Annotated in this window: 26 protein-coding genes and 3 tRNA genes; 12 read left to right on the top strand and 17 right to left on the bottom strand. The window is 68.6% G+C overall.

Features of this window, described 5'->3' with window-relative positions; genetic code table 11:
* Positions 1–112: 112 nt before the first annotated feature.
* Positions 113–1,696 carry a hypothetical protein gene (locus ACYQ5L_RS35740; protein ID WP_459962621.1) on the top strand — a complete coding sequence of 528 codons (1,584 nt, stop codon included), beginning with the start codon at positions 113–115 and terminating at the stop codon, positions 1,694–1,696.
* A gap of 78 nt (positions 1,697–1,774) precedes the next feature.
* On the opposite strand, the gene menE is transcribed toward ACYQ5L_RS35740, so the two are convergent.
* From menE to ACYQ5L_RS35710, 6 genes are all read right to left on the bottom strand, one after another.
* The gene (gene menE / locus ACYQ5L_RS35735; RefSeq protein WP_459963641.1) at positions 1,775–2,911 is read right to left on the bottom strand and encodes an o-succinylbenzoate--CoA ligase; all 1,137 of its coding nucleotides are present in this window, start codon (positions 2,909–2,911) and stop codon (positions 1,775–1,777) included.
* 100 nt (positions 2,912–3,011) lie between these two features.
* Positions 3,012–3,380 carry a DUF3349 domain-containing protein gene (locus ACYQ5L_RS35730; RefSeq protein ID WP_459962620.1) on the bottom strand — a complete coding sequence of 123 codons (369 nt, stop codon included), beginning with the start codon at positions 3,378–3,380 and terminating at the stop codon, positions 3,012–3,014.
* Positions 3,381–3,405: 25 nt separating this feature from the next.
* Complete coding sequence (locus ACYQ5L_RS35725) at positions 3,406–3,675, bottom strand: hypothetical protein (protein ID WP_459962619.1); 270 nt, start codon at positions 3,673–3,675, stop codon at positions 3,406–3,408.
* A 19-nt stretch (positions 3,676–3,694) separates the two neighbouring features.
* Positions 3,695–4,858 (bottom strand): inorganic phosphate transporter, encoded by a 1,164-nt coding sequence (locus ACYQ5L_RS35720; protein ID WP_459962618.1) that lies wholly within the window; start codon positions 4,856–4,858, stop codon positions 3,695–3,697.
* 593 nt (positions 4,859–5,451) lie between these two features.
* Complete coding sequence (locus tag ACYQ5L_RS35715; protein ID WP_459962617.1) at positions 5,452–5,847, bottom strand: VOC family protein; 396 nt, start codon at positions 5,845–5,847, stop codon at positions 5,452–5,454.
* A gap of 61 nt (positions 5,848–5,908) precedes the next feature.
* Entirely contained in the window at positions 5,909–6,802 is an 894-nt protein-coding gene (locus ACYQ5L_RS35710; protein ID WP_459962616.1) for a 1,4-dihydroxy-2-naphthoyl-CoA synthase, read from the bottom strand.
* A gap of 308 nt (positions 6,803–7,110) precedes the next feature.
* Here ACYQ5L_RS35710 and ACYQ5L_RS35705 point away from each other — a divergent pair, with 308 nt between their 5' ends.
* On the top strand, positions 7,111–7,557 hold the full coding sequence (locus tag ACYQ5L_RS35705) for a DUF6918 family protein (protein ID WP_459962615.1): 447 nt from the start codon (positions 7,111–7,113) through the stop codon (positions 7,555–7,557).
* 123 nt (positions 7,558–7,680) lie between these two features.
* Here ACYQ5L_RS35705 and ACYQ5L_RS35700 read toward each other — a convergent pair whose 3' ends face one another.
* A complete protein-coding gene (locus ACYQ5L_RS35700) occupies positions 7,681–8,508 on the bottom strand; it encodes a siderophore-interacting protein (RefSeq protein WP_459962614.1) in 828 nt (275 codons plus the stop codon).
* A gap of 89 nt (positions 8,509–8,597) precedes the next feature.
* Here ACYQ5L_RS35700 and menD point away from each other — a divergent pair, with 89 nt between their 5' ends.
* The gene (menD, locus tag ACYQ5L_RS35695; protein WP_459962612.1) at positions 8,598–10,229 is read left to right on the top strand and encodes a 2-succinyl-5-enolpyruvyl-6-hydroxy-3-cyclohexene-1-carboxylic-acid synthase; all 1,632 of its coding nucleotides are present in this window, start codon (positions 8,598–8,600) and stop codon (positions 10,227–10,229) included.
* An 87-nt stretch (positions 10,230–10,316) separates the two neighbouring features.
* Here menD and ACYQ5L_RS35690 read toward each other — a convergent pair whose 3' ends face one another.
* Together ACYQ5L_RS35690 and ACYQ5L_RS35685 are read right to left on the bottom strand one after the other, a co-directional pair.
* Complete coding sequence (locus ACYQ5L_RS35690) at positions 10,317–10,544, bottom strand: hypothetical protein (RefSeq protein WP_459962611.1); 228 nt, start codon at positions 10,542–10,544, stop codon at positions 10,317–10,319.
* A 95-nt stretch (positions 10,545–10,639) separates the two neighbouring features.
* Positions 10,640–10,873 (bottom strand): hypothetical protein, encoded by a 234-nt coding sequence (locus tag ACYQ5L_RS35685; protein WP_379205237.1) that lies wholly within the window; start codon positions 10,871–10,873, stop codon positions 10,640–10,642.
* A gap of 165 nt (positions 10,874–11,038) precedes the next feature.
* On the opposite strand from ACYQ5L_RS35685, the gene ACYQ5L_RS35680 reads away from it, so the two are divergent.
* Positions 11,039–11,623 (top strand): TIGR03086 family metal-binding protein, encoded by a 585-nt coding sequence (locus tag ACYQ5L_RS35680; protein ID WP_459962610.1) that lies wholly within the window; start codon positions 11,039–11,041, stop codon positions 11,621–11,623.
* A 3-nt stretch (positions 11,624–11,626) separates the two neighbouring features.
* Here the strand turns inward: ACYQ5L_RS35680 and ACYQ5L_RS35675 are convergent, their stop codons facing one another.
* A complete protein-coding gene (locus ACYQ5L_RS35675) occupies positions 11,627–12,241 on the bottom strand; it encodes a TetR/AcrR family transcriptional regulator (RefSeq protein WP_459962609.1) in 615 nt (204 codons plus the stop codon).
* An 83-nt stretch (positions 12,242–12,324) separates the two neighbouring features.
* Between ACYQ5L_RS35675 and ACYQ5L_RS35670 the strand changes: the two genes are divergently transcribed.
* Positions 12,325–13,359: an aldo/keto reductase gene (locus ACYQ5L_RS35670; protein WP_459962608.1), complete on the top strand. Its 1,035-nt coding sequence runs from the start codon at positions 12,325–12,327 to the stop codon at positions 13,357–13,359.
* 36 nt (positions 13,360–13,395) lie between these two features.
* On the opposite strand, the gene ACYQ5L_RS35665 is transcribed toward ACYQ5L_RS35670, so the two are convergent.
* The 3 genes from ACYQ5L_RS35665 to ACYQ5L_RS35655 form a co-directional block, all read right to left on the bottom strand.
* Positions 13,396–18,147, bottom strand: a complete 4,752-nt coding sequence (locus ACYQ5L_RS35665; RefSeq protein ID WP_459962607.1) for a bifunctional nitrate reductase/sulfite reductase flavoprotein subunit alpha — start codon at positions 18,145–18,147, stop codon at positions 13,396–13,398.
* Positions 18,148–18,339: 192 nt separating this feature from the next.
* Positions 18,340–19,053, bottom strand: coding sequence for a demethylmenaquinone methyltransferase (locus tag ACYQ5L_RS35660; RefSeq protein ID WP_459962606.1), 714 nt, complete (start codon positions 19,051–19,053; stop codon positions 18,340–18,342).
* Between the two features lie 9 nt (positions 19,054–19,062).
* Complete coding sequence (locus ACYQ5L_RS35655) at positions 19,063–19,572, bottom strand: DUF3592 domain-containing protein (protein WP_459962605.1); 510 nt, start codon at positions 19,570–19,572, stop codon at positions 19,063–19,065.
* 39 nt (positions 19,573–19,611) lie between these two features.
* Here ACYQ5L_RS35655 and ACYQ5L_RS35650 point away from each other — a divergent pair, with 39 nt between their 5' ends.
* Positions 19,612–20,115, top strand: a complete 504-nt coding sequence (locus ACYQ5L_RS35650; RefSeq protein ID WP_459962603.1) for a DUF2505 domain-containing protein — start codon at positions 19,612–19,614, stop codon at positions 20,113–20,115.
* A 100-nt stretch (positions 20,116–20,215) separates the two neighbouring features.
* Here ACYQ5L_RS35650 and ACYQ5L_RS35645 read toward each other — a convergent pair whose 3' ends face one another.
* From ACYQ5L_RS35645 to ACYQ5L_RS35635, 3 genes are read right to left on the bottom strand one after another with little or no spacing between them, the layout of a single operon-like run.
* Complete coding sequence (locus ACYQ5L_RS35645) at positions 20,216–20,647, bottom strand: VOC family protein (protein WP_459963640.1); 432 nt, start codon at positions 20,645–20,647, stop codon at positions 20,216–20,218.
* A 54-nt stretch (positions 20,648–20,701) separates the two neighbouring features.
* Complete coding sequence (locus ACYQ5L_RS35640) at positions 20,702–21,121, bottom strand: helix-turn-helix transcriptional regulator (protein WP_459962602.1); 420 nt, start codon at positions 21,119–21,121, stop codon at positions 20,702–20,704.
* The gene (locus ACYQ5L_RS35635) at positions 21,118–22,392 is read right to left on the bottom strand and encodes a geranylgeranyl reductase family protein (protein ID WP_459962601.1); all 1,275 of its coding nucleotides are present in this window, start codon (positions 22,390–22,392) and stop codon (positions 21,118–21,120) included. Before ACYQ5L_RS35635 ends, ACYQ5L_RS35640 begins: the two co-directional genes overlap by 4 nt.
* Before the next feature lie 174 nt (positions 22,393–22,566).
* On the opposite strand from ACYQ5L_RS35635, the gene ACYQ5L_RS35630 reads away from it, so the two are divergent.
* On the top strand, positions 22,567–23,589 hold the full coding sequence (locus ACYQ5L_RS35630; RefSeq protein WP_379205255.1) for a polyprenyl synthetase family protein: 1,023 nt from the start codon (positions 22,567–22,569) through the stop codon (positions 23,587–23,589).
* A 216-nt stretch (positions 23,590–23,805) separates the two neighbouring features.
* Positions 23,806–24,702 (top strand): zinc metalloprotease HtpX, encoded by an 897-nt coding sequence (htpX, locus tag ACYQ5L_RS35625; protein ID WP_459962600.1) that lies wholly within the window; start codon positions 23,806–23,808, stop codon positions 24,700–24,702.
* Positions 24,703–24,981: 279 nt separating this feature from the next.
* Here the strand turns inward: htpX and ACYQ5L_RS35620 are convergent, their stop codons facing one another.
* On the bottom strand, positions 24,982–25,473 hold the full coding sequence (locus ACYQ5L_RS35620) for a YajQ family cyclic di-GMP-binding protein (RefSeq protein ID WP_459962599.1): 492 nt from the start codon (positions 25,471–25,473) through the stop codon (positions 24,982–24,984).
* A 139-nt stretch (positions 25,474–25,612) separates the two neighbouring features.
* Here ACYQ5L_RS35620 and ACYQ5L_RS35615 point away from each other — a divergent pair.
* From ACYQ5L_RS35615 to rpmG, 4 genes are all read left to right on the top strand, one after another.
* A tRNA-Tyr gene (locus tag ACYQ5L_RS35615) sits at positions 25,613–25,695 on the top strand.
* A gap of 236 nt (positions 25,696–25,931) precedes the next feature.
* Positions 25,932–26,004 (top strand) — tRNA-Thr (locus tag ACYQ5L_RS35610).
* A 79-nt stretch (positions 26,005–26,083) separates the two neighbouring features.
* Positions 26,084–26,156 (top strand) — tRNA-Met (locus ACYQ5L_RS35605).
* A 45-nt stretch (positions 26,157–26,201) separates the two neighbouring features.
* Positions 26,202–26,372, top strand: coding sequence for a 50S ribosomal protein L33 (gene rpmG / locus ACYQ5L_RS35600; protein WP_029925945.1), 171 nt, complete (start codon positions 26,202–26,204; stop codon positions 26,370–26,372).
* Positions 26,373–26,390 lie beyond the last annotated feature (18 nt).

The following is a 26,390-nucleotide window of genomic DNA, read 5'->3' as shown; positions in this document are numbered from 1 at the left end:
TGCGACCGATTCCGCCGCCGGATTGCTAGCCTGACCCCGAGATCGCGCTCCGGAAATCCCTCAGTTCGCACCGTCCGCTATCGCCCGTTGCGTTTTGGATTGCGAGGTTCCGTTGAGAATCGCCTCTGTCACCGCGACCGTCCTCATCGCCGCCGCGACCGCGCTCACCACCGCGGTCACCGCCTACGCGACGCCGCTGGATGTCCAGACCCCGGATCCCGGCCCGCCCGTGGTGCTGGGCTCCGACGAGCCCGAACCCGCACTGCTCAGCTGCCCGCCGCTCCCGGACGCCGACGACCCGCTCGGCCCGATTCCGCCACGCGATCCGCTGTGCGGCGAGGACGATATGGAGCTGGTCCCCACTATCTATCTGCGCAGCAATGCCTACCGCCACCTGTCCACCATCTACGGCCCGGACGTCGAGGTGAGCCTGATCGGCAACAACCATTATCAGCTGCGTGATCGCCGCACCGGCGAGCTCATCCTCGGCGAGGACCGCCGCACCCTGCACCATGTGCCCTTCGGCCGCGAGGTGCAGCCGCCGAATCCGGAACAGCTGCAGGATCTGACACCGCACGAGCAGGCGCTGCGGGAAGGGCTGTCGCGCGTGACCGTCGGCGTCATGCAGGGCGTCGTCTACACCGGCGACCTCACCGATATGTCCGCCTACCTGACCACGCCCATCGGCAGCCTGGTCGTGCAGGCGCCCGGCACCGGGCCCGACCCGCTGCAACCCGGCCCGGGCGGCGAACGACGGGTGGTGCCGCTCAACAACTTCCAGGTCCTCGACAATCAGGGCCGATACGTGATGGGCAATACCCTCACCCTCGGCTCACCGATGGCGCTGTGGCCCAATGCCGCCGTGCCCTGCCCGCTGGGCACCGTGCCCATTTCCCAGCTGCCGCCGAAGAACTCGCCGGACTGGCAGGAGAAGACGTTCCAACAGGCGGCCGATCTGCCGGATCCGGTCTGCAAGGCCCCGGCCGGCGTCCCGATCGCGGTGCGCGATATCGACGATCCCGCGCCGCCGTCCGATCAGCCGAGCCAGCCGGGTCAACCCCGCGTGCAACAGGATCCGGTGCAGCGGCAGAAGGACATCAATGATGCCTACAGCGCCGTGGCCACCCAGTTCGGCCTGGCGGTCAGCGTCGGAGCGCTGCTCGGCGGCATCTCCGGCCTCGCCGTCGGCTGTATCCTGGGCGCCATCGGCGGCGCGCTGGGCGGCGAGCTGTCGGCCGCGCTGGCGGGCGCCGCGGGCGGCGGCGTGGCCGGATGCCTCACGGGCGCCGCGATTCTCGGCAGTATCGGCGGCACCGTCGGCAGCCTCGCGCTCGGCGTCCCGGTCGGCATCATGTCCGGCGTGAACGCCTACAACACGCTGCGACTGCAGGGCGATGTGGCCCGCAACCCGATTCCCGATGCGGTGCAACCCCTCGTCGCGAACCAGGTCGGCACGCTGCTCGCCGAGGCGGGCGAATCCCTGCGGTCGATGGCCGGCGCCCTCGCCCCGGCGCTGCCGCAACCGGAGCCCGTGGCGGTCGCCCGACCCGAGCCCGCGGTCACACCACAGCCCGGGCCGGTTGTGCCACCACCGCTTTCGCCATCGGTGCCGCCGCAGCCGGCAGCCGCGTTGCCGCCGTCGGCCACCGGTCTGCTGCACTCGATATTCGCGCCACCGGCCATCGTGGCGGCGTAACGAACCCTGTCATTCCGCACAGGGTCGGCCGGAATGGCGTGGTTGCGGCCACGAGCGCGCGGTGGCCTGCGCGGCGGCTCAGCGCGAGGTGTCGACCAGCAGATGCTGCCGCAGCTTGTTGCGGTCCGGCTTGCCCGGGCCGCGCAGCGGGATCTCGTCCAGCACAGCCAGTTCGCGCGGGGCGGCGATGGCGTCGAGTTCGGCGATGACGTGTGCGCGCAGCTCGTCCAGGGTGGGCGGGGTGGCTCCCGGCGCGGGCACGATGGCGGTGACCACGCGCTGGCCGAGGCGGTCGTCGGGCAGGCCGAGCACCACGCATTCGGCGATGGCCGGGTGCGTGCTGAGCACGGCCTCCACCACCTGCGGAATGACCAGCAGGCCGCCCGTCATGATGGCCTCGTCGAGGCGTCCGGTCACGGTGAGCACGCCGTTCTCCACGAATCCGGCGTCCTCGGTGCGGAACCAGCCGGGTTCGGCGAAGGCGGGGTGATCGGGCATATTGCGGTAACCCTTGGCGATCATGTCGCCGCCGAGCAGCACGCGGCCGTCCTCGATGCGAACCTTCGCACCCGTCAACGGCACTCCCTCGTAGACGCAGCCGCCGCAGGTCTCGCTCATGCCGTAGGTGCGGAAGACGGTGATGCCCGCCGCGCGGGCGCGCTCCAGCACCGGCGCGGGCGTGGCCGCGCCGCCGACCAGCACCGCGTCGAGCGAGGCCAGCGCCGCGGTGGCGACGGGTTCGTCGAGGGCCTTGATGAGCTGGGTCGGCACCATTGCGGTGTACCGGCGTTCGCCGCGCATACCGGAGATCGCACCCGCGAGCGCCTCCGGCAGAAAGCCGTCCGACACATCCACCACGGCCGGTTCGGTGCCCGCCAGAATGCTGCGCAGCAGGACCTGGATGCCCGCGATGTGATGGGTCGGCAGGGCCAGCAGCCACTGGCCGGGACCGCCCAGCCGTTCGTGAGTGGCGTCGCCGCTGGCGCGCAGGTTGGCCGCGGTGAGCATGGCGCCCTTGGGCGTTCCGGTGGTGCCGGAGGTGGTGACCACCAGGGCCACGTCCTCGTCGATCTCCTCGCCGGGGCGCAGGCTGGAGCCGAGTCGCTGCGCCTCGCGGCGGTCGGCGGTGGGGACGGGTAGCCAGGCGGGGCCGTTGCCCTCCAAGGCTTCCCGGAGATGCGGCAATACTTCGCCCACCGATGCGCCGGTGGGCATGGGGAGTATGCGGAGGGTATTGCTCACGTTCGCGATCGTGTCATGTCGAGGGGTGGCGGCGCACCTGGGAAGGTCGACGCCCGGTCGATGGGTCGGTCGGTCAGTCGGACGTCGGTGTCGCCAGCGGCCAACCGCCGGCTGCCAGCCGGGAGGCCACCCGTGCGATATCGTCCTCGCCCGGTTGCTCCTTGGCAACTCGGGCAATGGCGGCCTCGATGTCCTCGCGCGCGATATCGGTGCGGGCGATCTCGGCGGTGGCGCGATGATCGTGGATCAGATCCTCGACCACGATCTGCACCTCGTAATCGGTGAGCCGGCGATGCAGGACGGCCAGCAGGGCCACATAGTCCGACTGCGGAATGCCCTGCGGATATCCGGCTTTCAGCCAGGCCAGCACCTTCTGCAGCAGATTGGTGCGCGGCTGCGAATCGGGTTCGAGCGGCGTTCCGGGCTGTTCGGGGTTGCTCACGAGCGTGCCTTTCGGTCCGGCGGCGTCACGCGCCGAGCACATGTATGCCGAGGCGGGAAGCCAGGAAACCGCGTGCGATGAACAGCACACCGACCACTACGGCGATCATCACCACGGCGAAGCAGAGCGCGGAGACGGCGGTCGCCACATATCTGGCGGTGCCGGTCGCGCCGTCGTCGATCTGTGCGCGGTAGCGGATGCCCACCGCGAACACCATGGGCAGGCCCGCGCCGAACACCAGCGCGGCCACGGTGACCTGCCACAGATCGGAGAACGTGTTCAGAAACGTGTTCATGGCCTGTGCCTTCCGCCGTTCACCGGCTGGCGTCGACCGGCGGGGCGCCCTGCCAGTCGTCGTTGACATTGCTGGAGTTCACGGGCTTGCGGCGGGACCGCATCCAGATCAGCGCGGCCATGCCGATCAGCAGCGCGAACACCACCAGCGTGCCCGCGGTATCGCCGATGCCGTGCAGGATGGCCCAGCAGATCGCGCCCACCACACCGGCCAGCGGCAGGGTCAGCACCCAGGCCACCACCATGCGGCCCAGCACGCCCCAGCGCACCTCCGCGCCCGGGCGGCCCAGGCCGGAGCCGAGGATGGAGCCGGTCACGGTCTGCGTGGTGGACAGCGGCAGGCCGAAATGCGCCGAGGTGAGAATGATCGCCGCACTGGTGGATTCGGCCGCGAAGCCCTGCGGCGGCGCGATGTCCACCAGGCCCTTGCCCAGCGTGCGGATGATGCGCCAGCCGCCCAGGCAGGTGCCCGCGGCAATGGCCACCGCACAGGACACGATCACCCACAGCGGCAGCGGATCGCTGGCGTTCACCGAACCGTGCGCGATGAGCGCCAGGAAGATGATGCCCATGGTCTTCTGCGCGTCATTGGTGCCGTGCGCCAGCGAGACCAGTGAGGCGGAACCGATCTGCCCCCAGCGGAAGCCGCGTTCCACGGTCCGCTCATTGCTGCCCTGGGTGATCCGGTAGACCAGCCAGGAGGCGATGGAGGCGACCAGCGCGGCCACCACCGGGGCCAGCAGCGCCGGGATGATGATCTTGCCGAGCACGCCCTTGTTGCCGGACACCCACACCACGCCGCTCCAGCCCAGCGCCGCGATGGTGGCGCCGATGAGACCGCCGAACAGGGCGTGCGAGGAACTCGACGGCAAACCCAGCAGCCAGGTGAACAGATTCCACAGGATGCCGCCGACCAGGCCCGCGAAGACGATGTCGAGCAGGGCTCGGCCGCTCACCTCCGACAGGTCCACGATGCCCTCGGCGACCGTCGCGGCGACGGCGACGCTGAGGAAGGCGCCGATGAGATTCAGCGCGCCGGAGAGGAGTACGGCGGTACGCGGAGGCAACGCACCGGTCGCGATCGAGGTGGCCATCGCGTTCGCGGTGTCGTGGAATCCGTTGGTGAAGTCGAACGCCAAGGCCGTGAGAACAACGATCAGCAGAACGAGCAGTTCGGCAGACACGACGTTCAGTGTGCGATATGCCCTTTACGAGCTGTTAACCACCTCCCCCGATCCAGTTCACAGTTACCGGCGTGCTAATGCCAACTCTCGGGACTCTCAGGGGCTTCGCCCCCGAACCCCCGGGAGATTCCCGGGGGCTTCGCCCCCCGAACCCCCGGATGCGGCCCGGCTTCCCGAACCCCGGTTGCCGCCAGGTCTCCCGGTTGCCGCCGGGCTTGTCGAACCCGCAGGCGCTGCCGGACTTGTCGGGTCCGCAGGCGCTGCCGGGCTTGTCGAACCCGCAGGCGCTGCCGGGCTTGTCGAACCCGCAGGCGCTGCCGGGCTTGTCGAACCCGCAGGCGCTGCCGGACTTGTCGGGTCCGCAGGCGCTGCTGGGCTCGTCGGGTCCGCAGGCGCTGCTGGGCTCGTCGGGTCCGCAGGCGCTGCTGGGCTCGTCGGGTCCGCAGGCGCTGCTGGGCTCGTCGGGTCCGCAGGCGCTGCTGGGCTTGTCTGATCCGCAGGTGCGGCCTAGCGTCCCGCCTGCAGGCGCTGTCCAGCTTGTCGGACCTGCAGGCGCTGCCCGGCTTTCCCGGGCCCGCAGGCTGTGCCCGGCTTCAGCTTTGCGGCGGGCGGTTGTCGCGGCGCAGGGGATGGTCGGGTGGGATTTCGACGAACACGATCGGGACGCCGTCGGGATCGTGGACCCACATTTCGATGAGGCCCCACGGCTCTTGTTTCGGGGCGCGGTCGATCCGGACGCCGCGGACGGTGAGTTCGGCGGCGGCGTCGGAGCAGTCGCGGACCTGTAGCCAGATCGCGCCTGCGAAGCCGGGCGGGGCGTCGTCGTTGCGGCCGTGCCCGGCGACCTCGAGGAGGGACTGGCCGGCGAAGAACACCGTGCCGCCCGGGTATTCGCGGGCGATGGCCAGGCCCAGCGTGTCCCGGTAGAACGCCAGCGTGCGCTGGTAGTCGGAGGGGCGCAGGATCAGCCGACTGCTCAGTATCTCCATGCAGTGAGCTTCCCAGGCCCCGCCCCGGGGGCGGGGCGGGAACGCTCGGAAGATCCGGGAATCAGAAGTACCAGGGGTAGGGCTTCCAGTCGGGGTCGCGTTTTTGCAGGAAGGCGTCGCGGCCTTCGACGGCTTCGTCGGTCATGTAGGCCAGGCGGGTGGCTTCGCCGGCGAAGAGTTGCTGGCCGACGAGGCCGTCGTCGGTGAGGTTGAAGGCGTATTTGAGCATGCGGATGGCTTGGGGGGATTTGCCGAGGATTTCGGCGGTCCATTCCAGGGCGGCGTCTTCGAGGTGGTCGTGGTCGATGACGGCGTTGACCGCGCCCATCTGATGCATTTCTTCGGCGGTGTAGGGGCGGCCGAGGAAGAAGATCTCGCGGGCGTATTTCTGGCCGACCATTTTGGCCAGGTAGGCGCTGCCGTAGCCGGCGTCGAAGCTGCCGACGTCGGCGTCGGTTTGTTTGAAGCGGGCGTGTTCGCGGGAGGCGAGGGTGAGGTCGCAGGTGACGTGCAGGCTGTGGCCGCCGCCGGCGGCCCAGCCGTTGACCAGGGCGATGACGACTTTGGGCATGAAGCGGATGAGGCGTTGGACTTCGAGGATGTGCAGGCGGCCGGCGCGGGCGGGGTCGACGGTGTCGGCGGTGTCGCCGGTGGCGTATTGGTAGCCGGAGCGGCCGCGGATGCGTTGGTCGCCGCCGGAGCAGAAGGCCCAGCCGCCGTCTTTGGGAGAGGGGCCGTTGCCGGTGAGCAGGACGGCGCCGACATCGGAGGTCATGCGGGCGTGGTCGAGGGTGCGGTAGAGCTCGTCGACGGTGTGGGGGCGGAAGGCGTTGCGTACTTCGGGGCGGTCGAAGGCGATGCGGACGGTGCCCTGGGTGAGGTGGCGGTGGTAGGTGATATCGGTCAGGTCCTCGAAGCCGGGCACGGCTTTCCACAAATCCGGATTGAAGGTCACGAGTCCGAACATAATGGTCGGAGCCGTGTGCGGGGGACTCGCCACCATGGATCGCACAGTGATTTCGCGCTCCACCCGCAGCCGGAATGTGTTGCCGTGCGATCGCAGGAACGTTGCCGGGGCGGGGCATCGGAGCAAAGGGTTACCCGGCGGTCGCGAATCTGAAACGCTGCCAATCGATTGCGGAGGCCTTACAGTGCTGTTTGCTGCTAGTCAGCAACTGCGCATCGGCATCGTGTGTGCGGGGACCACGATGCGTATAGTTGCGTGCGCTCGTTCATCGAAAAACGATCCGGAGGAACCTGAAAGTGGTTGCAGCACTGTCTGAATCCCTGCTCGACGACGCCAAGCGTCCGGCCTTCCTGGCCGACGCCCAGGAGGTTCTGGATGCGGAGGTGTCGGACAAGGGCGGCGCGTCGGGGCTCGCCGTGAAGGGCGGATACGCCGCGGTCAAGAAGGTCAGCCCGACCATCGTCGGCGATGCGCTGGCGTCCTTCATGCCGAAGTTCGTCGCGCAGCTCGAGCCGTTCTGGGCCGAGTACACCGCTTCCGGCGCGGGCTCGTTCGCCGACCTGCTGGTCGCCAAGCAGGACGAGGTCGCCGAGGCCCTGCTCGCGGTCACCGACGAGCGCGCCGCCGCGTCCTCGCGTCCCGCGCTGACCAAGGTCTACAACTCCATGCGCTCCTCGGCCAAGAAGCATGTCGCCGAGGCCCTTCCGCGCGTCGGCGCCCTGGTGCAGAAGCACGCCGGTTAATTCAACCGACCGGTTTGCGGCCCGCTTCGTCAGTTCGGCGAAGCGGGCCGCGAATCCGTTTGCCCCGCGATCACTTCCGGATCGCGGATGTTTCTAATTGCGCCGCAGAATTTCTCCCCGATCTCAGCCCGCGGCCCGGCCGACACGCCAGTAGCCCGTGAACGTGATGTCCCCCTTGGGGATTCCCCGATCCTGCGTGAGATGCCGTCGCACGCCCGAGGCCAGCTGCTGCTCGCCCGACACCCAGGCGTAGATGCCCTGGGCCGGCAGCTCCGCCCGGCGCACCGCATCGGCGGCGATGGCGCCGACCGGTCCGTGCGGATCCGTGCGCACCAGCCAATTCACCGTGACCCCTTCGGGTTCGTCCAGTTTCTGGGCGTCGTCGGCGTGCGAGATCTCGATGAAGGCCGCGCCCTTCAGGCCGCGCGAGGCCGAGCGCAGGATCCCGGCGATGGCAGGCAGTGCGCTCTCATCGCCCACCAGCAAGGCGAAATCGGTGTGCTCGGGCGCCTGGTAGGTGATGCCCTCGTCGAGCAGCCCCGCCTTGTCGCCGGGAGTGGCATTGCTCGCCCAGGTGCCGGCCGGGCTGTCGCCCTCGTGCACGAAGAAGTCGATATCGAGCTCAGCGGTGCTGCCGAACTCCCCGAAACCGGCAGCACGGTAGTCGCGCACGGTGTAGTTGCGCGCGACGGGGCGGTGGTCCTTGCCCATCATCAGGTACTGGGCGTACCAGCCCAGGCTGCTGGTGGAGGTGGGCAGGCGCAGTTCGCCGTCGCGGCCCGGCAGGAAGAGCCGGAACCACTGGTCGAAGCCCATGGCGGTGAAGCCCGCGAGCCCGTCGCCACCGAGGGTGACGCGGACGAAGTTGGGGCTGAGCTTCTTGCTCGCCAGCACTTCGACGCTGAGGACTTCCCGATGCTCGGGCTTGACATATTTCGTGCGCTTCGCCATGGGCTTAGGTTAGCAAACCCTAACTATACAAGAACAGGTGTGAGCGGGGTGACGCAGCGCGAAATCCCACTGTCTGAGAGGCTGGGGGTGTGAATCCTTCGACAGCACAGGCGCACGTCGTCGTCGACGAACTCGCGCGCGGTGGAGTGCGAGATGTGGTCCTGTGCCCCGGTTCGCGAAATGCGCCGCTGGCCTTCGCATTGCAGGCCGCCGATGCTGCCGGGCGGATTCGCCTGCACATGCGCATCGACGAGCGCACCGCGGGATTCCTCGCCATCGGCCTGGCCGCCGCCAGCCGCCGCCCGGTGCCCGTGGTCATGACCTCCGGCACCGCCGTGGCCAATCTCGGCCCGGCCGTGCTCGAAGCCAACTACGCACGCCTGCCGCTCATCGTGCTCAGCGCCAACCGGCCCTACGAGATGCTGGGCACCGGCGCCAACCAGACGGTGGAGCAGTTCGGCCTGTTCGGCACCCAGACCCGCGCCACCATCAGCCTGGGCCTGGCCGAACAGGAGGGCGACCGCCTCTACGGCCAGCAGAACAGCGTGTGGCGCTCGGCGGTGTGCCGGGTGCTGGCCGCCGCCCGCGGCACCCGCTCCGGCAATGCCGGACCCGTGCACTTCGACATCCCGCTGCGCGAACCGCTCACCCCGGACGCCCTCGCCGGCGATCTGCTGCCGCCCGGCCGCTGTGACGACCGCCCGTGGACGGCAACGCAATACGCCACCCTGGACGTCCCCCTCGATATCGACCTCACCCCCGACACCGTGGTCATCTCCGGCCACGGCGCGGGACACCGCCCGGAACTCGCGGCCCTGCCCACCGTGGCCGAGCCCACCGCGCCCATGCACGGTCCGGCCCTGCACCCCCTCGCGCTGCCGCTGCTGCGGCCCAAGCAGGCCATCATCACCGGCCGCCCCACCCTGCACCGGCAGGTGGCGAAGGTGCTCGCCGATCCCGAGGTCACCGTGTACGCGCTGACCACCGGCCCGCGCTGGCCCGATGTGTCCGGCAATGTGGTGGGCACCGGCACCCGCGCGGTCACCACCGGCGCGCCGCGCCCGGAATGGCTGGAACTGGCCCGGGACCTGAACGAGAAGGCCATGAGCGTGGTGCGCGCCGAACTGGCCGGGCATCCCAAGCCCACCGGGCTGCACGTGGCCGCCGTGGTCATGGACGCGCTGCACGACGGCGATCAGCTGCTGCTGGGCGCCTCGAACCCGGTCCGCGACGCCGCGCTGGTCTCGCATCCGCGGCCCGGCATCCGGGTGCTGTCCAATCGCGGCGTGGCCGGGATCGACGGCACGGTCTCGGCGGCGGTCGGTGCCGCGCTGACGCATTCGGGCCGCACGGTCGCGCTCATGGGCGATCTGACCTTCCTGCACGATGCGTCCGGACTGCTCATCGGCCCAGGTGAACCGCGGCCGGAGGACCTCACCATCGTGGTCGCCAATGACGACGGCGGCGGCATCTTCGAACTCCTGGAACAGGGCGATCCGCAGTACGCGGGCGTCTTCGAGCGCGTCTTCGGCACCCCGCACGGTATGGACCTGGCCGCCCTGTGCGCCGCCTACCGGGTGCCGCACCGCCAGGTCGACCCCGCCGAGCTGGCGGCGGAACTCGCTGCGAGCGCGCACGGCATCCGCGTGCTCGAGGTCGCGACCGAACGCTCGAGCCTGCGAGAACTGCACGCGACCGTGCGCGCGGGCATCTCCGGCTGACCTCCGACTCCGCGTCGGGGGCGAGGGCGAAGCCGCTGAGCGGCTGGGGGTTCGGGGGCGAAGCCCTTGAGAGCCCGAGAGTTGCGGTCAGTACCCGCTGTCGGCGGCCTCGTCGTAGTCGTCGTCCAGGGGAACCGGAATCGACTGCTCGACGAGGTCGCCCTCGTCGGCCGTCCAGCCGTTGTCGCCGGGCGGCACCCCGGTGCTCTCGCCGTCCGCCGTCACGGAGTCGTCCTCGCCGTCATCGGGATAGGCCGGAATGTTCTGCTCGACATAGTCGGCTTCGGGTACCGCATCGATGGCCGGATCATTCATCGGAAGCTCCTCTCCGCCGGGTCGGCATGCATGTGCTGGAGTGGGGGCACTGTCGAGCATGCGCCGTGATCGCCGAGGCCGCAACCGCGCCGCGATCACTCGCCGGGCAGCGGACCCTGGTCCGCGGGATGCTCCACCAGCGCCAGCACCCGCCCGGCCATGAAACGCGCGGTGCGCACGGCGGTTCCGGTTCTGGTCACCTCGCTGACCTCCACCACGCCGCGCGCGATGCGCACATCCACGCGCCGGCCGGCCCTGGTAGCGGTTACGTCATAGTTGCGGGAGCCGTCGCCCATATCGACCACGATCTCCACCCGATCACCCTTCATCTTCCAATTCTCCTCGTCACCAGCGGTTTTCGCTGCTAACGAGTCGGTGTCGACCGGTCGGTGCACTTACATCCGCGAGTGTGCGATGAATTCCGGCGGATGGGGTAGTCCCTAGGGGTGAGCAGGCCGCTGTCCTGGCGACCTCTGCTGCCTTCGGGAGGACCGATGAACCAACAGGCTTTCGACCTGGAATCCGCCGCGACCGCCATGGAAGGCGTCGTTGCCGGCATCTCCGATACCCAACTCGACGACCCCACTCCCTGCGCCGACACCTCCGTGCGCGATCTCCTCCTTCATGTCATCGGCCTCACCGAAGCCTTCCGGCAGGCGGCCACCAAGGAAATGGTCGGGCGGTCCCAGCCGCCCGGCGCGCTCGCCCCGGAGTTCGGCGATTGGCGCAATCGCATTCCGGCCCAGCTCAAATCGCTGGTCGAAGCCTGGCGCGCACCCGACGCCTGGACCGGCGACACCGAGGCCGGCGGCGTGCTGCTGCCCGCACCCGAGATGGCCACCGTCGCCCTCAACGAATTGGTCGTGCACGCCTGGGATCTGGCGCGCGCCACCTCCCAGCCCTATCTGCCCGACAGCGACGATCTCGCCATACTGCTCGAAATGTTGCGGGACACGCCCGTCGAGGGCACTCCCGGACTCTTCGGCCCGGTCGTCCCGGTGCCCGACAATGCGCCCACCCTCGACAAGGTCCTCGGCCTCACCGGCCGTGATCCGGCCTGGAGCGCCAATCACGTCTGAACCTCAGCCGCGGGTGAACACGCCCGCCCGCGCGGCGTGGGCGGCGGCCGTCGCGGCGGCGGTGACCGCCGCCGCGTCGATGGGGTCGCCGCTGGCCAGCAGCCGGTAGTAGAGGGGGGCCGAGACCGCCGACAGGACCGCCCGCGCATCGGTGCCGGGCGGGACCTCGCCCCGCGCGATGGCTGCCTCGATTACCGGCGACCATTCGGTGAGGCGGATGTCGTAGAAGCGGTGCAGGGCGGCGGCGGTGCCGTCGTCGGTGGTGGCGGCGGCGATGACGGCGCGGAAGAGGCGACCCTGGCGGGGGTCGGTGAGCGTCTTGGCGACCAGTTCGGCATTGGCCCGCAGATCGCCCAGCAGTGAACCGGTATCGCTGTGCGGCAGTGAGGTTTCCGCCATCTCCACCAGCAGATCCGCGACCAGTCCGGCGGGGGTGCGCCAGCGGCGGTAGACGGTGGTCTTGCCGACCTCGGCGCGGGCGGCCACCTCGGCCAGATCGAGGGTGGCGAAACCGCGTTCGGCGAGCAGATCGCCCGCCGCGCGCAGTACCGCCTCGCGGACGCGTGCGGTGCGCCCACCTGGGCGAATCGAGCCGGGTTGTGCGGCGTCCTGCTCCATAACGGGCCTCCAGTTCCATTTGTCGCATCGGCAGTGTATCGTCTGTCGTGTTAACGAAACTGTAGTCCCGTTAGGAGTTAGCAATGGAGTACCGCCGACTCGGCGCATCCGGTCTGATGGTTCCCGCCCTGAGCTTCGGCGCCGGCACCTTCGGTGGGCGCGGCGAACTGTTCAGCGCCTGGGGCGACACCGATGCCCAACAGGCCCGGCGCATGGTGGACATCAGCCTGGATGCGGGCGTCACCATGTTCGACACCGCCGACGTCTACTCCGACGGCGCCTCGGAAGAGGTACTGGGCGAGGCGATTCGGGGCCGGCGCGATCAGCTGCTCATCTCCACCAAGGCGGCGCTGCCGACCGGTCCCGGCCCCCATGACGCCGGTTCCGGGCGGGCCCGGCTGATCACCGCGGTCGAGGCGTCGCTGCGCCGACTCGGCACCGACCGCATCGACCTGTTCCAGCTGCACGCCTTCGACGCGGGCACGCCGGTCGAGGAAACCCTTGCGGCGTTGGATGATCTGGTGCGGGCGGGCAAGATCCGCTATATCGGGGCCTCCAACTTCGCGGGCTGGCAGCTCATGAAATCGCTTGCGGCAGCGGACCGGCACAACTTCCCGCGCTATGTCGCACACCAGGTCTACTACTCGCTGGTGGGCCGCGACTACGAATGGGAGCTCATGCCGCTCGGCCTCGATCAGGGCGTCGGCGCGGTGGTGTGGAGCCCGCTCGGCTGGGGGCGGCTCACCGGCAAGATCCGGCGCGGGCAGCCGCTTCCGGAAGGCAGCCGGCTGCACAAGACCGCCGAGGCCGGGCCGCCGGTCGACGACGAGCTGCTCTACGACGTGGTGGACGTGCTCGACGACATCGCCGCCGAAACCGGGCGCACGGTGCCGCAGATCGCCTTGAACTGGCTGCTCAACCGGCCGACGGTGGCGACGGTGATCATCGGCGCCCGCAATGAGGACCAGCTGCGCCAGAACCTCGGGGCCATCGGCTGGAATCTCGACGCCGAGCAGATCGCCCGGCTGGACAAGGCGAGCGCGGTCACGCCGCCGTACCCCTACTACCCGTACTACCGGCTACCGGATTTCACCCGGCTCAACCCGCCGGTCGTCTAGATGGCGAGCGCGCACGGCCTTCGAAAGCCGCTCGGTTCAGTACACGTCGCGTACGTACCGCTTTTCGGCGACCAGCTGCTTCTTGAAGGCCAGCGCGCCGTCTTCGCTCAACTTGCCGTGAATCCGGGCGATCTTCAGCAGCGTGTCGTCCACATCCTTGGCCATGCGGGCGGCATCGCCGCACACGTAGAAATGCCCGCCTTCCTGCAACCAGGCCCACAGTTCCGCGCCGTGCTCGATCATGCGGTGCTGCACATAGATCCGCTCCCGCTGATCCCGCGAGAACGCCAGGTCCAGCCGGGTCAGGAACCCGGAGCGGAACATGTCCTCCAGCTCGGCCCGGTAGTAGAAATTGTCCTTGGCATGCTGATCACCGAAGACCAGCCAGTTCCGTCCCTTGCAGCCCAGTGCCCGCCGCTCCTGCAGGAACCCGCGGAACGGCGCGATTCCCGTTCCCGGCCCCACCATGATCATCGGCGCGTTCGGATCCAGCGGCGGCCGGAAATGCGGCGCCCGCTGCACATAGATCGGCACATCGGCCACCGCCCGATCCGCCAGGAATGTCGAGCACACGCCCCCGCGCCGCGCCGCCGACCCGATGCCCGCCGGATCCCCGTACCGCACCACGCTGACCGTCAATTGCACTTCGTGCGGGCTCACCAGCGGACTCGACGAAATCGAATACTGCCGCGGCTGCAGCTTTTTCAGCGTCCCCAGCCATTCGACGAGATCCGCGTGCACCGGGAAATCCCGCAGCACGTCCACGGCCTGCCGATCCCACAAATATCCGTCCAGCTCATTGCGGTTGTCCCGACGCAGTAGTTTCGCCAGCCGCGGACTCCCATTCCGCTCGCTCACGAACGACAGCAGATCACCGCTCACCTTGGTGATGTCGTACCGCGTCCGCAGCGCCTCACCGAGCGTCAACTCCGCATCATCCACATCGATGATGCGGCCGCCATCCAGCCCGGTGACCTCCAGCCATTCCGCCACCAGCGCTTCACAATTGGCCGGCCGAATCCCCAGCGAATCCCCCACCTCGTAACTCACCTCTAGATCCGGCAACGCGAACCCGAACTGCCGCACCTCTTTCCCGCACCCCGGCCGCGACAGCAGATCATTCGTCACCAGCTTCGCCGGCAATGGCGAGTTCCGCGTGAACGGCGTCGGAGCCAGCGTCGAAACCCCAGCCCGCCCACTCGTGTTCCGCGACATCCCACCCCGCACCGGAGACATCCCCGCGCTCGCACGGCCGCCACCGCCAATCCCCGCGGGCGCACTCATACCCGCAGCCGTACCGGTGCCGGACGCCCCACCCATGCCCGTGTCCATAGTGAACGGCGCGCCATACCCGAGGACCGCACCGTTTCTCGGACTCGGGCTCGTTCCAGCGTCGCGCCCGCCGTCGATGCCGGAGTCGACTCCACGGGGCGCGGTCTCTCTCCCCTGAACCGCGCTCATGCGCGGAGTCGCTCCAACTCCTGGTGCTGTGCCGCGGCTCTGCCCGATGCCGCTGCCGAGAGACGCGCTGCCGGTGTGCGCCCCGCCGACTTCCGCAGTTGTACCGGCACGTGGTGCCACGCCTTGGCCAATGGCCACACCATTTCCCGAGCCGACGCCGGGCTCGGGGCCGAGGTTGCCCGGGTAGGACGCGGCGCCGCTCCATCCGTCATTCGCGGATGGGTTGTCGGCCTGGATCTCGGCCGCCGGCGCGCCGGGATCACGGATGGTCAGTGCCGCTGTCACATCGTCGAGCCATTGCTCGGAGAGCGGTTCGTGATCGGGTTCGCTGTCGACCCGAGGGAGCAGCCGTGTCGCTCCGCGCTTGGTGAGCAGTTCGTCGAGTTTGCGGCCGTGGGCGCAGAAGTCGTCGTAGGAGGAGTCGCCGAGGGCGAACACGGCGTAGCGCAGGCCGGGGAAGCGGATCGCGCTGTCGCTGAGGCGTTCCCAGAAGTCCGCGCCGTTGTCGGGCGGACCGCCGTCCCCGAAGGTGCTGCTGATGACCAGCACGTCGCCGGTGAGGTCGGTCAGTTCGGCGGAGTCCATATCCAGCAGGCGCGGCGCGAACTCGTGGTCCGCGAGCCGGGTCGCGACGGCAGCCGCCAACTCCTCAGCCGTGCCGGTCTGAGAAGCCCAGAGGACAGTCACCGTTCGCGTAGTGGCAGGGCCGCCCACGGCACCTGCCGGAGCGCCCGCGTCGCTTTCGCCGCGGCCGGGCTGGATGCCGTCCGAGTCGGCCGTCGGTCCCGCCTGCTGTCCGCGGGAGTACATGCCCGCGAGGAGGCCGTCGATCCACATGCGGCTGCCGCGCGACAGCGGGGCGGTCTCCGGCAATACCGGCACGCCGGTCACCGGAAGCGTGTGCAACGCCGCCAGATAGCCGCCGAGATAGATGCTTTCGACCTCGCTGAGCATCGGCGCGGTCGCACTGTCGAGGCCGAGCATGACCGCGAGCGGATGCGGCCCCGTCGGTCTCGCACCGGTTCCGCCGCCGCCCGGTCCTCCGCCGCCGGCGTTCATGTCCTCGCCCAGTGGCACGGCTCGGTCGCTCGGCGCGCCGCTGAACTGCGCGGTCCGGCCGATCGGGAGTTCCGAATCGGCGGAGGAGACGACGGCTACCTTGCGTAGTCGCACGGCGCAGGCTTTGAACTCGGGCTGGAGGGAGGCGGGGTCGACGGCGTCATTGGTGACGGCGTTGATGGTGAGGTATTCGCCCTGTTCGTCGTTCCAGTGGAAGGGGGCGAAGCAGTTGCCGGGGAGGACGCGGTCGCTGATGAGAGCGGGGAGGACGGCTCGGCCTCGGCGGGAGGCGATTTCGAGGTGGTCGCCTGCGCGGACGTCGAGTTTCGCGGCGTCGTCGGGGTGGATTTCCAGGAAGGGCTCGGCATTGAGCTTGTTCAGCTTGTCCACCTTCCCGGTCTTGGTCATGGTGTGCCACTGGTGTTGCAGGCGGCCGGTATTGAGCACGAACGGGTGGTCGTCGTCGGGCATCTCGGCGGGGAGCAGATGCGGGCGGGGCCAGAAGACGGCGCGGCGGGTGGGGGTGGCGAAGGCCAGGCGAGGGGTGTGGCCGGTGTCGTCGGTGTGGAGGTGCTGGCTGATGCCGTCGTTGCGATAGCGAATCGGGTTGCGGCGCTGGGCCGGATCGGGGCACGGCCACTGCATGGGACCCGCGCGGAGCGCGTCGTAGCTGATGCCGCGCAGGTCGTAGCCGGTGGCCGGATTGGCGAAGCCGCGGATCTCCTCGAAGATCTGCTCACTCGAGGTGTAGTCGAAACCGGTGAAGCCCATGGCCGTCGCGATCTGGGCGATGAGCAGCCAGTCGGGGCGCGCGTCGCCGAGCGGGGGCACCGACCGGGGAAGCAGGGTCAGGGTGCGCTCCGAATTCACCATCACCGCATCGGTTTCGGCCCACAGCGTGGCGGGCAGCAGCAGGTCGGCGTAGGCATTGGTGGCGGTGTCGGTGTAGACGTCCTGGGCGATGACCAGCTCGGCGGCCTCCAGCCCGGCGATCACGGTCTTGCGATTGGCCACCGAGGCAACGGGATTGGAGCAGATGACCCAGCAGGCCTTGATGGCGCCGTCGGCGAGCCCGCGGAACATCTCGATGGTGCCGGGCCCGGCTTCGGAGCGAATGGCGCCGGGCTCCAGCCCCCACGCCGTCTCCACGAAGGCCCGATCCGTCTCGGACAGTACGGTGCGCTGGCCGGGCAATCCCGGTCCCATATAACCCATTTCGCGTCCGCCCATGGCATTGGGCTGCCCGGTGAGCGAGAGCGGCCCGCTGCCGGTGCGGCAGATGGCCCCGGTCGCGAGATGCAGGTTGACAATGGCATTGGTGGCCCAGGTGCCGTGCGTGGACTGGTTGACGCCCATGGTCCACAGCGACATCCACTCGCCCGCCTCGCCGATCCACTGGGCGGCGGTGCGGATATCGGCCTCGGCCAGCCCGGTGAGCTGGGCGACCAGTTCGGGCGTGTAGTCCGCCAGGAACTCCGGCATGGCGTCCCAGCCGTCGGTGTGCTCGGCGATGAAGTCCTTGTCGATCGCGCCGTTCTCGACCAGCAGGTGCAGCAGCCCGTTCAGCAGCGCGAGATCGGTGCCCGGCTTCAGCTGCAGGAACAGGTCGGCGCGCGCCGCGGTATCGGTGCGTCGCGGATCCACCACGATGAGCTTCGCGCCCGCTTTGAGCCGGTCCGCCATGCGCAGGAACAGGATCGGATGGCAGTCGGCCATATTCGCGCCGATGACGAAGAACAGATCGGCGTGGTCGAGATCGTCATAGGAGCCGGGCGGGCCGTCGGCCCCCAGCGACTGCTTGTAGCCGGTGGCGGCACTGGCCATGCACAGCCGCGAATTGGCCTCGATGTGCACGGTCCGCAGATAGCCCTTGGCCAGTTTGGTTGCCAGGTACTGGGCCTCGATCGACATCTGCCCGGAGACGTACAGCGCGATGGCATCCGGACCGTGGGTATCGAGGATCGCGCGCAGCCGCTCGGCGGCCTCGGCGACGGCCTGATCGACCGGCACGGGCACGGGCGGCTGTCCGCGTTCGGGCCGCCGGTACGCCGATTCCATCCGCCCCGGCGCCCGCATCAGATCCGCATGCGTCGCGCCCTTGGTGCACAGCCGCCCGGCGTTCACCGGGTGCAGCTTGTCGCCGCTGACCTTGGCGATGACCGGCGTGCCTGTCGCATCGGCCGTGGTCCGCACCGTGATGCCGCAGCCCACCCCGCAGTACGAGCACTGCGTCCGAGTGCTCGTCGGGGGAGTGGTCGAATCCGGCATGACACCGATCTTCGCCATCGCCGATTGCGGGCGATTTACCGAAAGTTATCGGCAGATGACATTCCACCTCACAGCCGGATTTTCCGCGTGTGAGGGAGGAAACAGCGCCCGGAACTCTCAGGCGCTTCGCCCTCGAACCCCTATATGCAGGGACGATACTGTGAATCGCAACACAGCACTGCCCGCTCCGGATCAGCCGAGTTTGTACCCGCGGTGCAGGGCGACGGCCCCTCCGGAGAGGTTGCGCCATTTCACCGACGACCATCCGGCATCGGCGATCCGCAGCGCCAGCTGCGGCTGCGTCGGCCACGCCCGAATGGATTCGGCCAGATACACGTAGGCGTCCGGATTCGAGGAGACCGCCCGCGCCACCTTCGGCAGCGCCTTCATCAGGTATTCCATGTACACCGTCCGGAACGGCCCGAAGGTCGGCGTGGAGAACTCCGCGACCACCAGCCGCCCGCCCGGTTTGGTGACACGCAGCATCTCGCGCAGCGCCAGATCCGGATCGGCCACATTGCGCAGCCCGTAGTTGATGGTCACCGCGTCGAAGGATTCGTCGGCGAACGGCAGCGCCATGGCGTCCCCGGCCACCATCGGCACCTGCCGCCACTGCCCCGCGGCGAGCATGCCCTTGGAGAAGTCGGTGGCCACCACCCACGCGCCCGACTTGCCGAACTCGACGGTCGAAACACCGGTCCCGGCAGCCAGATCCAGCACCCGCTCCCCGGGCCGCAGGCCCAGCGCCTTGCGGGTCGCCTTCCGCCAGTAGATGTCCTGCCCGCCCGAGATCACCGTATTGGTGATGTCGTACCGCTTCGCGACCCCGTCGAACATGGACGCAACCTCGTGCGGTTGCTTCTCCAGCGAAGCCCGAAAAGACTCCTGCCGCTCATTTTTCGCCACAATCGCACCCTAGCTGTCGACGCGGCCGCGCAACGAGCGTGTCTGGGCCGATTCGGCCACACGCCGCCGCGCCGCGCCGAACCACTGCGCCGGGGGCAGTCCGAGCAGCCACAGCAGCGGCACCGCCAGCGCCCAGGCGACCACGATCACCGACAGCGCCGGGATGACCGCCACCCGGGCATCGCGCCCGGCCACGCGCACCAGATCCGGATCGCTGCGGTCGTATTCGACATTGATGCGTTCCCCGACGGTGAGCTCGGTCGGGTACAGCACACCGACGCGCGGATTGTGCGTCTCGCCATCCGGGGTCACATAGATGATCGCCGACCGGAGTCGTCCCGCCGAGAGCACTTCCGCGCTGGTCGTCCCCATATTCGAGCTGATCAGATGGTCGTTGCGCCAGGCCGCCAGCACCAGCAGCAGCGCCAGCACGCTCACCGCCGACGCGGTGATCACCACGGCGATTCTGGCGCGCCGCAAACGCGTTTCGCGCTTGACAGACTGGCTAGTTTCCGACACTTCACCAGGCTATTCCATGACTGGGCTACGGTTGCCGCCATGTCCCGTAAATTCAGCTTCACCGTGCAGTACAGCGTCCCGGTAGAAGAGCTTCACCGGGCACTGACCAACGACGAGATGTGGCAGGCGCGTTTCGCCGACGCGGCCACCGCGACCCTGGACCTCTCCCATCCGGACGGGCCCGGCACCATCCGCATCCATATGACCGAAAAGGCTCCCGAAGACAAGATTCCCGGCCTGGTGAAGAAGGTGCTCAAGAGCGATCTCGTGCTCGAGCGCACCGACACCTGGGGCCCGCTCGAGGGCGAGATCGCCAAGGGCGGCTTCAGCGGGGCATCCAAGGGCATCACCACCGAAATGGCGGGCACCTTCGAATTGCGGCCCACCGCCGAGGGTTCCGAGATCGAGGCCGCCGGCACCGTGACCGTGAAGGTCCCGCTGGTCGGCGGCGCGATCGAGCCGCTGGTGGAGAACCTGCTCGAGCGCGTGATGAACAGCGAGCGCAAGTCCGTCGAGGCTTGGTTCGCCGCGCAGAAGGCCTGACAACAGCCCGGACCCGTGGGTGCGTTCCCCGCGCATCCACGGGTCGTGCTGCCCCTCTCCGAATCTCCCCGTTCGCGGCCTCGGGCCGCGAACGGGCGTATCACTGCATCGAGCTCGGATCGAATGCCCGCGGCTCGACCAGCACCAGCCAGTTCCCGGAATTGTCCCGGCACACGGCTTCCACGCCGTACGGCCGCTCCGACGGCGGCTGCACGAATTCCACGCCCTTGGCGCTGAGCTCCTCGAACGCCTTCTGACAGTCGGCGGTGCGCAGCCCCAGCCCGCCGTGCGTGCCATTGGCCAGCGAGCGGCGAATGGCCTCGGCCATGTGCTCGTCCAGCGGCGGTCCGGGCACCATGAGCGTCACCTCCAGCTCCGGATGATCCGGATGCGCCACGGTGACCCAGCGGAAACCGCTGTCGCCCATGGTCACATCGGTGGTCTCCACGAAGCCCAGCTTGTCGATGTACCACTGTTTGGCGGCGGTCTGGTCCTGCACGTACACGGTTACGAGGGAAACATTGCTGATGATGGTCATGCCATCAGGCTATTGACGGACCACCCCGCCGGGCTTCTCCGAAATTGCTCAGTCCGGAAGTTTCCGGTCGGACAGGCCGTGCATGAAGACGAAACAGCCGGGAATGTGCGGCACGCCCTCGGCGGCGAACTTGGCCTGGTACTCCGACGGCGACATGCCGACCAGCTCGGTGAACTTGCGGCTGAACGAGCCGAGACTGCTGTAGCCGACCAGCATGCACGCCTCGGTGACGGTGACATTGGTGGCGCGCAGCAGATCCTGCGCCCGCTCGATGCGCCGCTCCGCCAGATAGACCGCCGGCGTCTTGCCGTAGGTCGCGGCGAAACACCGCAGGAAGTGATACTTCGACACCCCCGCCGCCGCGGCCAGCGCATCCAGATCGAGGGGTTCGGCGTAATTCCGATCGGCCAGATCCCGGGCCCGCCGCAAGTGAGGCAGCAGGTCCTCGGGAACCGGCCGGGTGTTCATGCGAACGGTTCGAGCTTGTCGAATCGCATGGAGGCGCGCCCCGCGCCCCGCCACAGCTTGGCGGTCAGATCCACGTCCTCATCGGTCACCAGATTGCCCATGACGCGAACCGCCGTGCGCTGCAACAGCTTCGACCGCATGACCGGCGGCCCGCCCAGCGGCACCGTGCGCGGATGGGTGGCCAGCGCGGCCAGCCGCCGCGCCACCGAATAGGTGCGGCCGTAGCGGGCGCGCAGCATGTCCGGCCAGATCCGGCGCAGATCGGGTTCGTCCAGGATCCCGGCGAGCATGTGCCCGCCCTCCAGGCCGTAGTCGATGCCCTCGCCGTTCAGCGGGTTCACGCAGCCGGCGGCATCGCCCACCAGGGCCCAGTTGCGCCCGGCCACATTCGAGACCGCACCGCCCATCGGCAGCAGCGCCGACGCCACCGCCCGCGCCTCGCCCTCGAAACCCCACTCCTCCCGGCGCAGCGAAATATAGTGCTGGATCAGCGGTTTCAATGCGATGTGCGAGGGCCGCCGCTCGGTGGCCAGCGAGCCGACGCCGATATTGACCTCGCCATTGCCCAGCGGGAAAACCCAGCCGTAACCCGGAATCAATTCACCGCCGGCGTCCCGCAATTCCAGATGCGAGGTGATCCACGGATCGTCGCTGCGCGCGGACTTGATGTAGGCCCGCGCCGCCGTCCCGTACGCGTACTGCCGATGCCAGGTGCGCCCCAACAGCTTTCCGACCGGCGAGCGCACGCCGTCGGCGACGATCAGCGTCTTGCACGACACGGCCCGCAGACCCGCATCGGTCTTGATGCTCACCCCGGTGACGCGGTCACCGTCGCGCGCCACCTCCACGACCTTGGCCCCGTCCACCATGCGCGCGCCCGACTTCACCGCGGTCTCGCGCAGCTTGTCGTCGAGTTCGGTTCGCGGAACGGCACTTCCGTACGCCGGGAAGGACCCGCCCGGCCACGGCAGCAGCGCCTCCCGGCCGAAGCCCGCCATGCGCAGCCCGCGATTCACGGTGTGGGCGCGCAGCCAGTCGCCGAGTCCCAGATGCTCGAGTTCGGCCGTGGCGCGCGGAGTGAGCCCGTCGCCACAGGTCTTGTCGCGCGGAAATACCGCCGCATCGGTGAGCAATACGTCACGTCCGGCGCGGGCGGCCCAGGCCGCCGCGGCCGACCCGGCCGGTCCCGCCCCGACCACCAGCACATCCGCGTGCGCGGGCAGCACATCCGACGTTGGCCCCTGCTCGGGCGCGGTATCCGGTGAACCCATGGCGTCAATACTTGCAGCACATCACGATCGACGCAGTATCGGATCGGCCACCACGGCGCCCGCGGCGCGGCGAGCGGTGTTCCTTTGATCGCACTACGGTGGTGTCCATAGGGGGATAAGTGTCCACACGATAGGTTCTTTGGCGTGGGGTCGGACGCGGCACTGGGAGATGAAATGAGCGCATCGGCTGTGAGCGATGAGAGCACCGTGGTGGCGGGGGTGGATCTGGGCGATCCCGAGCTCGCGGCGACCGTGCGCAAGGGCCTCGACGAAGTCGAGGACCTGCTGATCAAGGAGCTGTCCGACGGCGAGGAGTTCCTCCAGGAGGCGGCGCTGCATCTCGCCAAGGCCGGCGGTAAGCGCTTCCGCCCGCTGTTCACCATCCTGACCGGCCAGCTCGGCCCGGAGCCCACCAGCCCGGACCTGGTCACCGCCGGCACCGTGGTGGAGCTGGTGCACCTGGCCACCCTGTACCACGACGACGTCATGGACGAGGCCTCCATGCGCCGCGGCGCGCCCAGCGTGAACTCGCGCTGGGGCAACAGCGTCGCCATCCTGGCCGGCGACTACCTGTTCGCGCACGCCTCCCGCCTGGTCTCCACCCTCGGCCCGGACGCGGTGCGGATCATCGCCGAAACCTTCGCCGAGCTGGTCACCGGCCAGATGCGCGAGACCATCGGCGCCAAACAGTCCCAGGATCCGGTCGAGCACTACCTGCGCGTGGTGTGGGAGAAGACCGGTTCGCTGATCGCCGCCGCCGGCCGTTTCGGCGGCACCTTCTCCGGCGCGGGCCCCGAGCACGTGGAACGGCTGGCCCGCCTCGGCGACGCCGTCGGCACCGCCTTCCAGATCTCCGACGACATCATCGACATCTCCTCGGTCTCCGAGCAGTCCGGCAAGACGCCCGGCACCGACCTCCGCGAGGGCGTGCACACCCTGCCCGTCCTCTACGCCCTGCGCGACGAGGGCGCCGAGGGCGACCGCCTGCGCAAGCTGCTGGCCCACCCGCTGGAATCCGACGACGAGGTCGCCGAGGCCCTCGAACTGCTCTCGCACTCCCGCGGCATGGTCCTGGCCAAGGAAAAACTCCAGGGCTACGCCGATATCGCACACGCCGAGCTCTCCGCGCTCCCAGCCGGTCCGGCCAACGAGGCCCTGGAGCGGCTGGTCCGCTACACCATCGAGCGGGTCGGGTAGCCGGGAACTTCCACCCCCGCCCCTACGTTGACCTGGTGTAACGCAACTGATAGAGCGTGCCGCAGTAGCGGGATCATGCCAACTGGACAACTGATTTCGTAAGGTCCGGGTAACTCACCGGGTACGTCCAGAATTCAGAACGCGCCCGACGGGACCACGCGAATGGGACTGGCTACGGCTCTCAGCCGGGCGCTGAAGTCGCGGAGAGGCGGAGGAGTGCACGGGCACGGGTATGCCAACGGACTGAAGACCTTCGGGCTATTGGTCGGAATGTCGGCGCTGATCGTCATTGCCGGAGCGCTGTTCCGCAATCCGACGATCCTCATTCTGTCGATACTGCTCGCCGTGGGCATGAACGCCTACGCGTACTTCAACAGCGACAAACTGGCCCTGAAGGCCATGCACGCCCAGCCGGTGTCGGAGCTGGAGGCGCCGGTCATGTACCGGATCGTGCGCGAGCTGGCCACGGCCGCCCGCCAGCCCATGCCGCGGCTCTACATCAGCCCCACCAATGCCCCCAATGCCTTCGCCACCGGCCGCAATCCCCGCCACGCCGCGGTCTGCTGCACCACCGGCATCCTGCAGATCCTCGATGAGCGCGAGCTACGCGCGGTGCTGGGCCACGAGCTGTCCCACGTCTACAACCGCGACATCCTGATCTCCTCGGTCGCCGGCGCCCTCGCCGCGGTCATCTCCGGCCTGGCCAACCTCGCCTTCTTCGCCAGCGCCTTCGGCGGCCGCAATGGCGAAGGCCCGAATATCATTGGCGTCCTGCTGGTCTCGCTCCTCGGCCCGATAGCCGCCTCGCTCATCAAACTGGCCGTCTCCCGCTCCCGCGAATACCAGGCCGACGAAGACGGCGCCGCCCTCACCGGCGACCCCCTCGCCCTGGCCTCGGCCCTGCGCAAACTCGAACGCGGCGTCCAGGCCGCCCCCCTGCCCCCCGAACCCCAGCTGACGGCCCAGTCCCACCTGATGATCGCCAACCCCTTCCGGGCCGGCGACAAGATGGCCCGCTGGTTCTCCACCCACCCGCCCATGGCGGATCGCATCGCCCGCCTGGAAGCGATGGCCGGCGGCCCCCGCCAGTCCGGAGCCCCCCGCGAATACTGACCGGGTATCACGGCCACAAAGAAGGGGCCGGGGCGTTGGCCCCGGCCCCTTCTTGTTGTGTGGGTGGGGCCCCTGTTGTGTGGGTGAGGCCCCTTCTTGTTGCGTGGGTGGGGCGTTGGCCCCGGCCCTTCTCGTTGTATAGGTGGGGCGTGGCCTCGCTGGCCCGCCCCTACTCGTTGCTGGGAGTGTGGGGGCGTAGCCCCCGCTGGGGGTTTGGGGGTACCCCCCACCCTTCTCCCCGGGGGTGTGGGGGCGTAGCCCCCACGAAACCCCCTGCTGTCAGCGGTAGTTCACGAATTGCAGGGCGATGTCGAAGTCGCTGTTCTTGAGCAGCGAGATGACCGCCTGGAGGTCGTCACGGCTCTTGGAGCTGACGCGCAGCTCCTCGCCCTGGATCTGCGCCTTGACGCTCTTGGGGCCCTCGTCACGGATCTTCTTGGCGATCTTCTTGGCGTTCTCGGAGGAGATGCCCTGCACGAGCTCGCCTGTGATTTTGTACACCTTTCCGGAGGCCTGCGGGTCCCCGGCCTCGAACGCCTTGAGCGAGATGTCGCGGCGAATCAGCTTCTCCTTGAACACCTCCAGCGCCGCCTTCACCCGATCCTCGGACTCGGCGCTGATGATGATCTTCTCCTCGCCCGACCATTCGATGCTCGCGCCCGTCCCGCGGAAGTCGTAGCGCTGGCTGAGCTCCTTGCCGGCCTGATTCAGCGCGTTGTCGACCTCCTGCCGGTCGACCTTGCTGACGACATCGAACGATGAATCGGCCACACTCTGCTCCTGTCCGCGAGAGGGAAAGATCTGGTTTTCAACCGTCGACGCTAGCCGGTCTGCCATGGCGGTATCCAGCCGGTTTGCATTCCGGACGGGGGTTCGGGGTATTCTGCTCACCGCACCGATTGAGGTGCACGGCAGATTGCCCGAGCGGCCAATGGGAGCAGACTGTAAATCTGTCGGCGCAAGCCTACGTAGGTTCGAATCCTACATCTGCCACTCCCTGACGAACCCCCGCGGACTCATGTTCGCGGGGGTTCTGTCGTTTCCGGGCACGCCGCGATCGTGCGCCGGGCACGCTGCGGGCGAACCTCGCGGGCGAGCCCCCGGGGCGCCCGGTTGATCTACCCCTCAAAAACGCCCCTGACCACCCGGTTTGGAGCTTGGGTCCGATGTTGTGTAACCTCGTTCAAGTCTTCAGCGCCCCGGTGCAAAGCCCGGAGCAATGCAGACACGCCCCCTTAGCTCAGTCGGCAGAGCGTTTCCATGGTAAGGAAAAGGTCAACGGTTCGATTCCGTTAGGGGGCTCGCCGGATTGCCGGTGGTGACCGACTTGGCAACTCCAGGAGATGACCGGGAAGCCGCCACCGCAATACAGCGCACATATGGCGGTGTAGCTCAGTCGGTAGAGCAAACGACTCATAATCGTTGTGTCGCCGGTTCAAGTCCGGCCATCGCTACCCCATACTGATTAACCATCAGGTTGACCGGAAAGAAGGCAAATCGTGGCCGCGAAGTCCACTGATATCCGGCCAAAGATCACCTTGGCCTGCGAGCAGTGCAAGCACCGCAACTACATCACCAAGAAGAACCGGCGTAACGACCCGGATCGGCTGGAGCTCAAGAAGTTCTGCCCGAACTGCGGTACCCACCGGGCGCACCGCGAATCTCGCTAACTTAACCCCGCGCGATCT

Source organism: Nocardia sp. IFM 10818, from assembly GCF_054655275.1.
The sequence above is the reverse complement of the archived record's forward strand: the minus strand, read 5'-3'. Positions and strand labels throughout refer to the sequence as shown.

Bases quoted from the DNA above. Each gene is read 5' to 3' on its own strand.
- menE (WP_459963641.1), bottom strand. From the start codon at position 2,911: ATGCCCACCGGCGCATCGGTGGGCGAAGTATTGCCGCATCTCCGGGAA.
- ACYQ5L_RS35725 (WP_459962619.1), bottom strand. From the start codon at position 3,675: ATGAACACGTTTCTGAACACGTTCTCCGATCTGTGGCAGGTCACCGTG.
- ACYQ5L_RS35715 (WP_459962617.1), bottom strand. From the start codon at position 5,847: ATGGAGATACTGAGCAGTCGGCTGATCCTGCGCCCCTCCGACTACCAG.
- ACYQ5L_RS35700 (WP_459962614.1), bottom strand. From the start codon at position 8,508: ATGGCGAAGCGCACGAAATATGTCAAGCCCGAGCATCGGGAAGTCCTC.
- ACYQ5L_RS35690 (WP_459962611.1), bottom strand. From the start codon at position 10,544: ATGAATGATCCGGCCATCGATGCGGTACCCGAAGCCGACTATGTCGAG.
- ACYQ5L_RS35685 (WP_379205237.1), bottom strand. From the start codon at position 10,873: ATGAAGGGTGATCGGGTGGAGATCGTGGTCGATATGGGCGACGGCTCC.
- ACYQ5L_RS35680 (WP_459962610.1), top strand. From the start codon at position 11,039: ATGAACCAACAGGCTTTCGACCTGGAATCCGCCGCGACCGCCATGGAA.
- ACYQ5L_RS35675 (WP_459962609.1), bottom strand. From the start codon at position 12,241: ATGGAGCAGGACGCCGCACAACCCGGCTCGATTCGCCCAGGTGGGCGC.
- ACYQ5L_RS35670 (WP_459962608.1), top strand. From the start codon at position 12,325: ATGGAGTACCGCCGACTCGGCGCATCCGGTCTGATGGTTCCCGCCCTG.
- ACYQ5L_RS35665 (WP_459962607.1), bottom strand. From the start codon at position 18,147: ATGCCGGATTCGACCACTCCCCCGACGAGCACTCGGACGCAGTGCTCG.
- ACYQ5L_RS35650 (WP_459962603.1), top strand. From the start codon at position 19,612: ATGTCCCGTAAATTCAGCTTCACCGTGCAGTACAGCGTCCCGGTAGAA.
- ACYQ5L_RS35640 (WP_459962602.1), bottom strand. From the start codon at position 21,121: ATGAACACCCGGCCGGTTCCCGAGGACCTGCTGCCTCACTTGCGGCGG.
- ACYQ5L_RS35635 (WP_459962601.1), bottom strand. From the start codon at position 22,392: ATGGGTTCACCGGATACCGCGCCCGAGCAGGGGCCAACGTCGGATGTG.
- ACYQ5L_RS35630 (WP_379205255.1), top strand. From the start codon at position 22,567: ATGAGCGCATCGGCTGTGAGCGATGAGAGCACCGTGGTGGCGGGGGTG.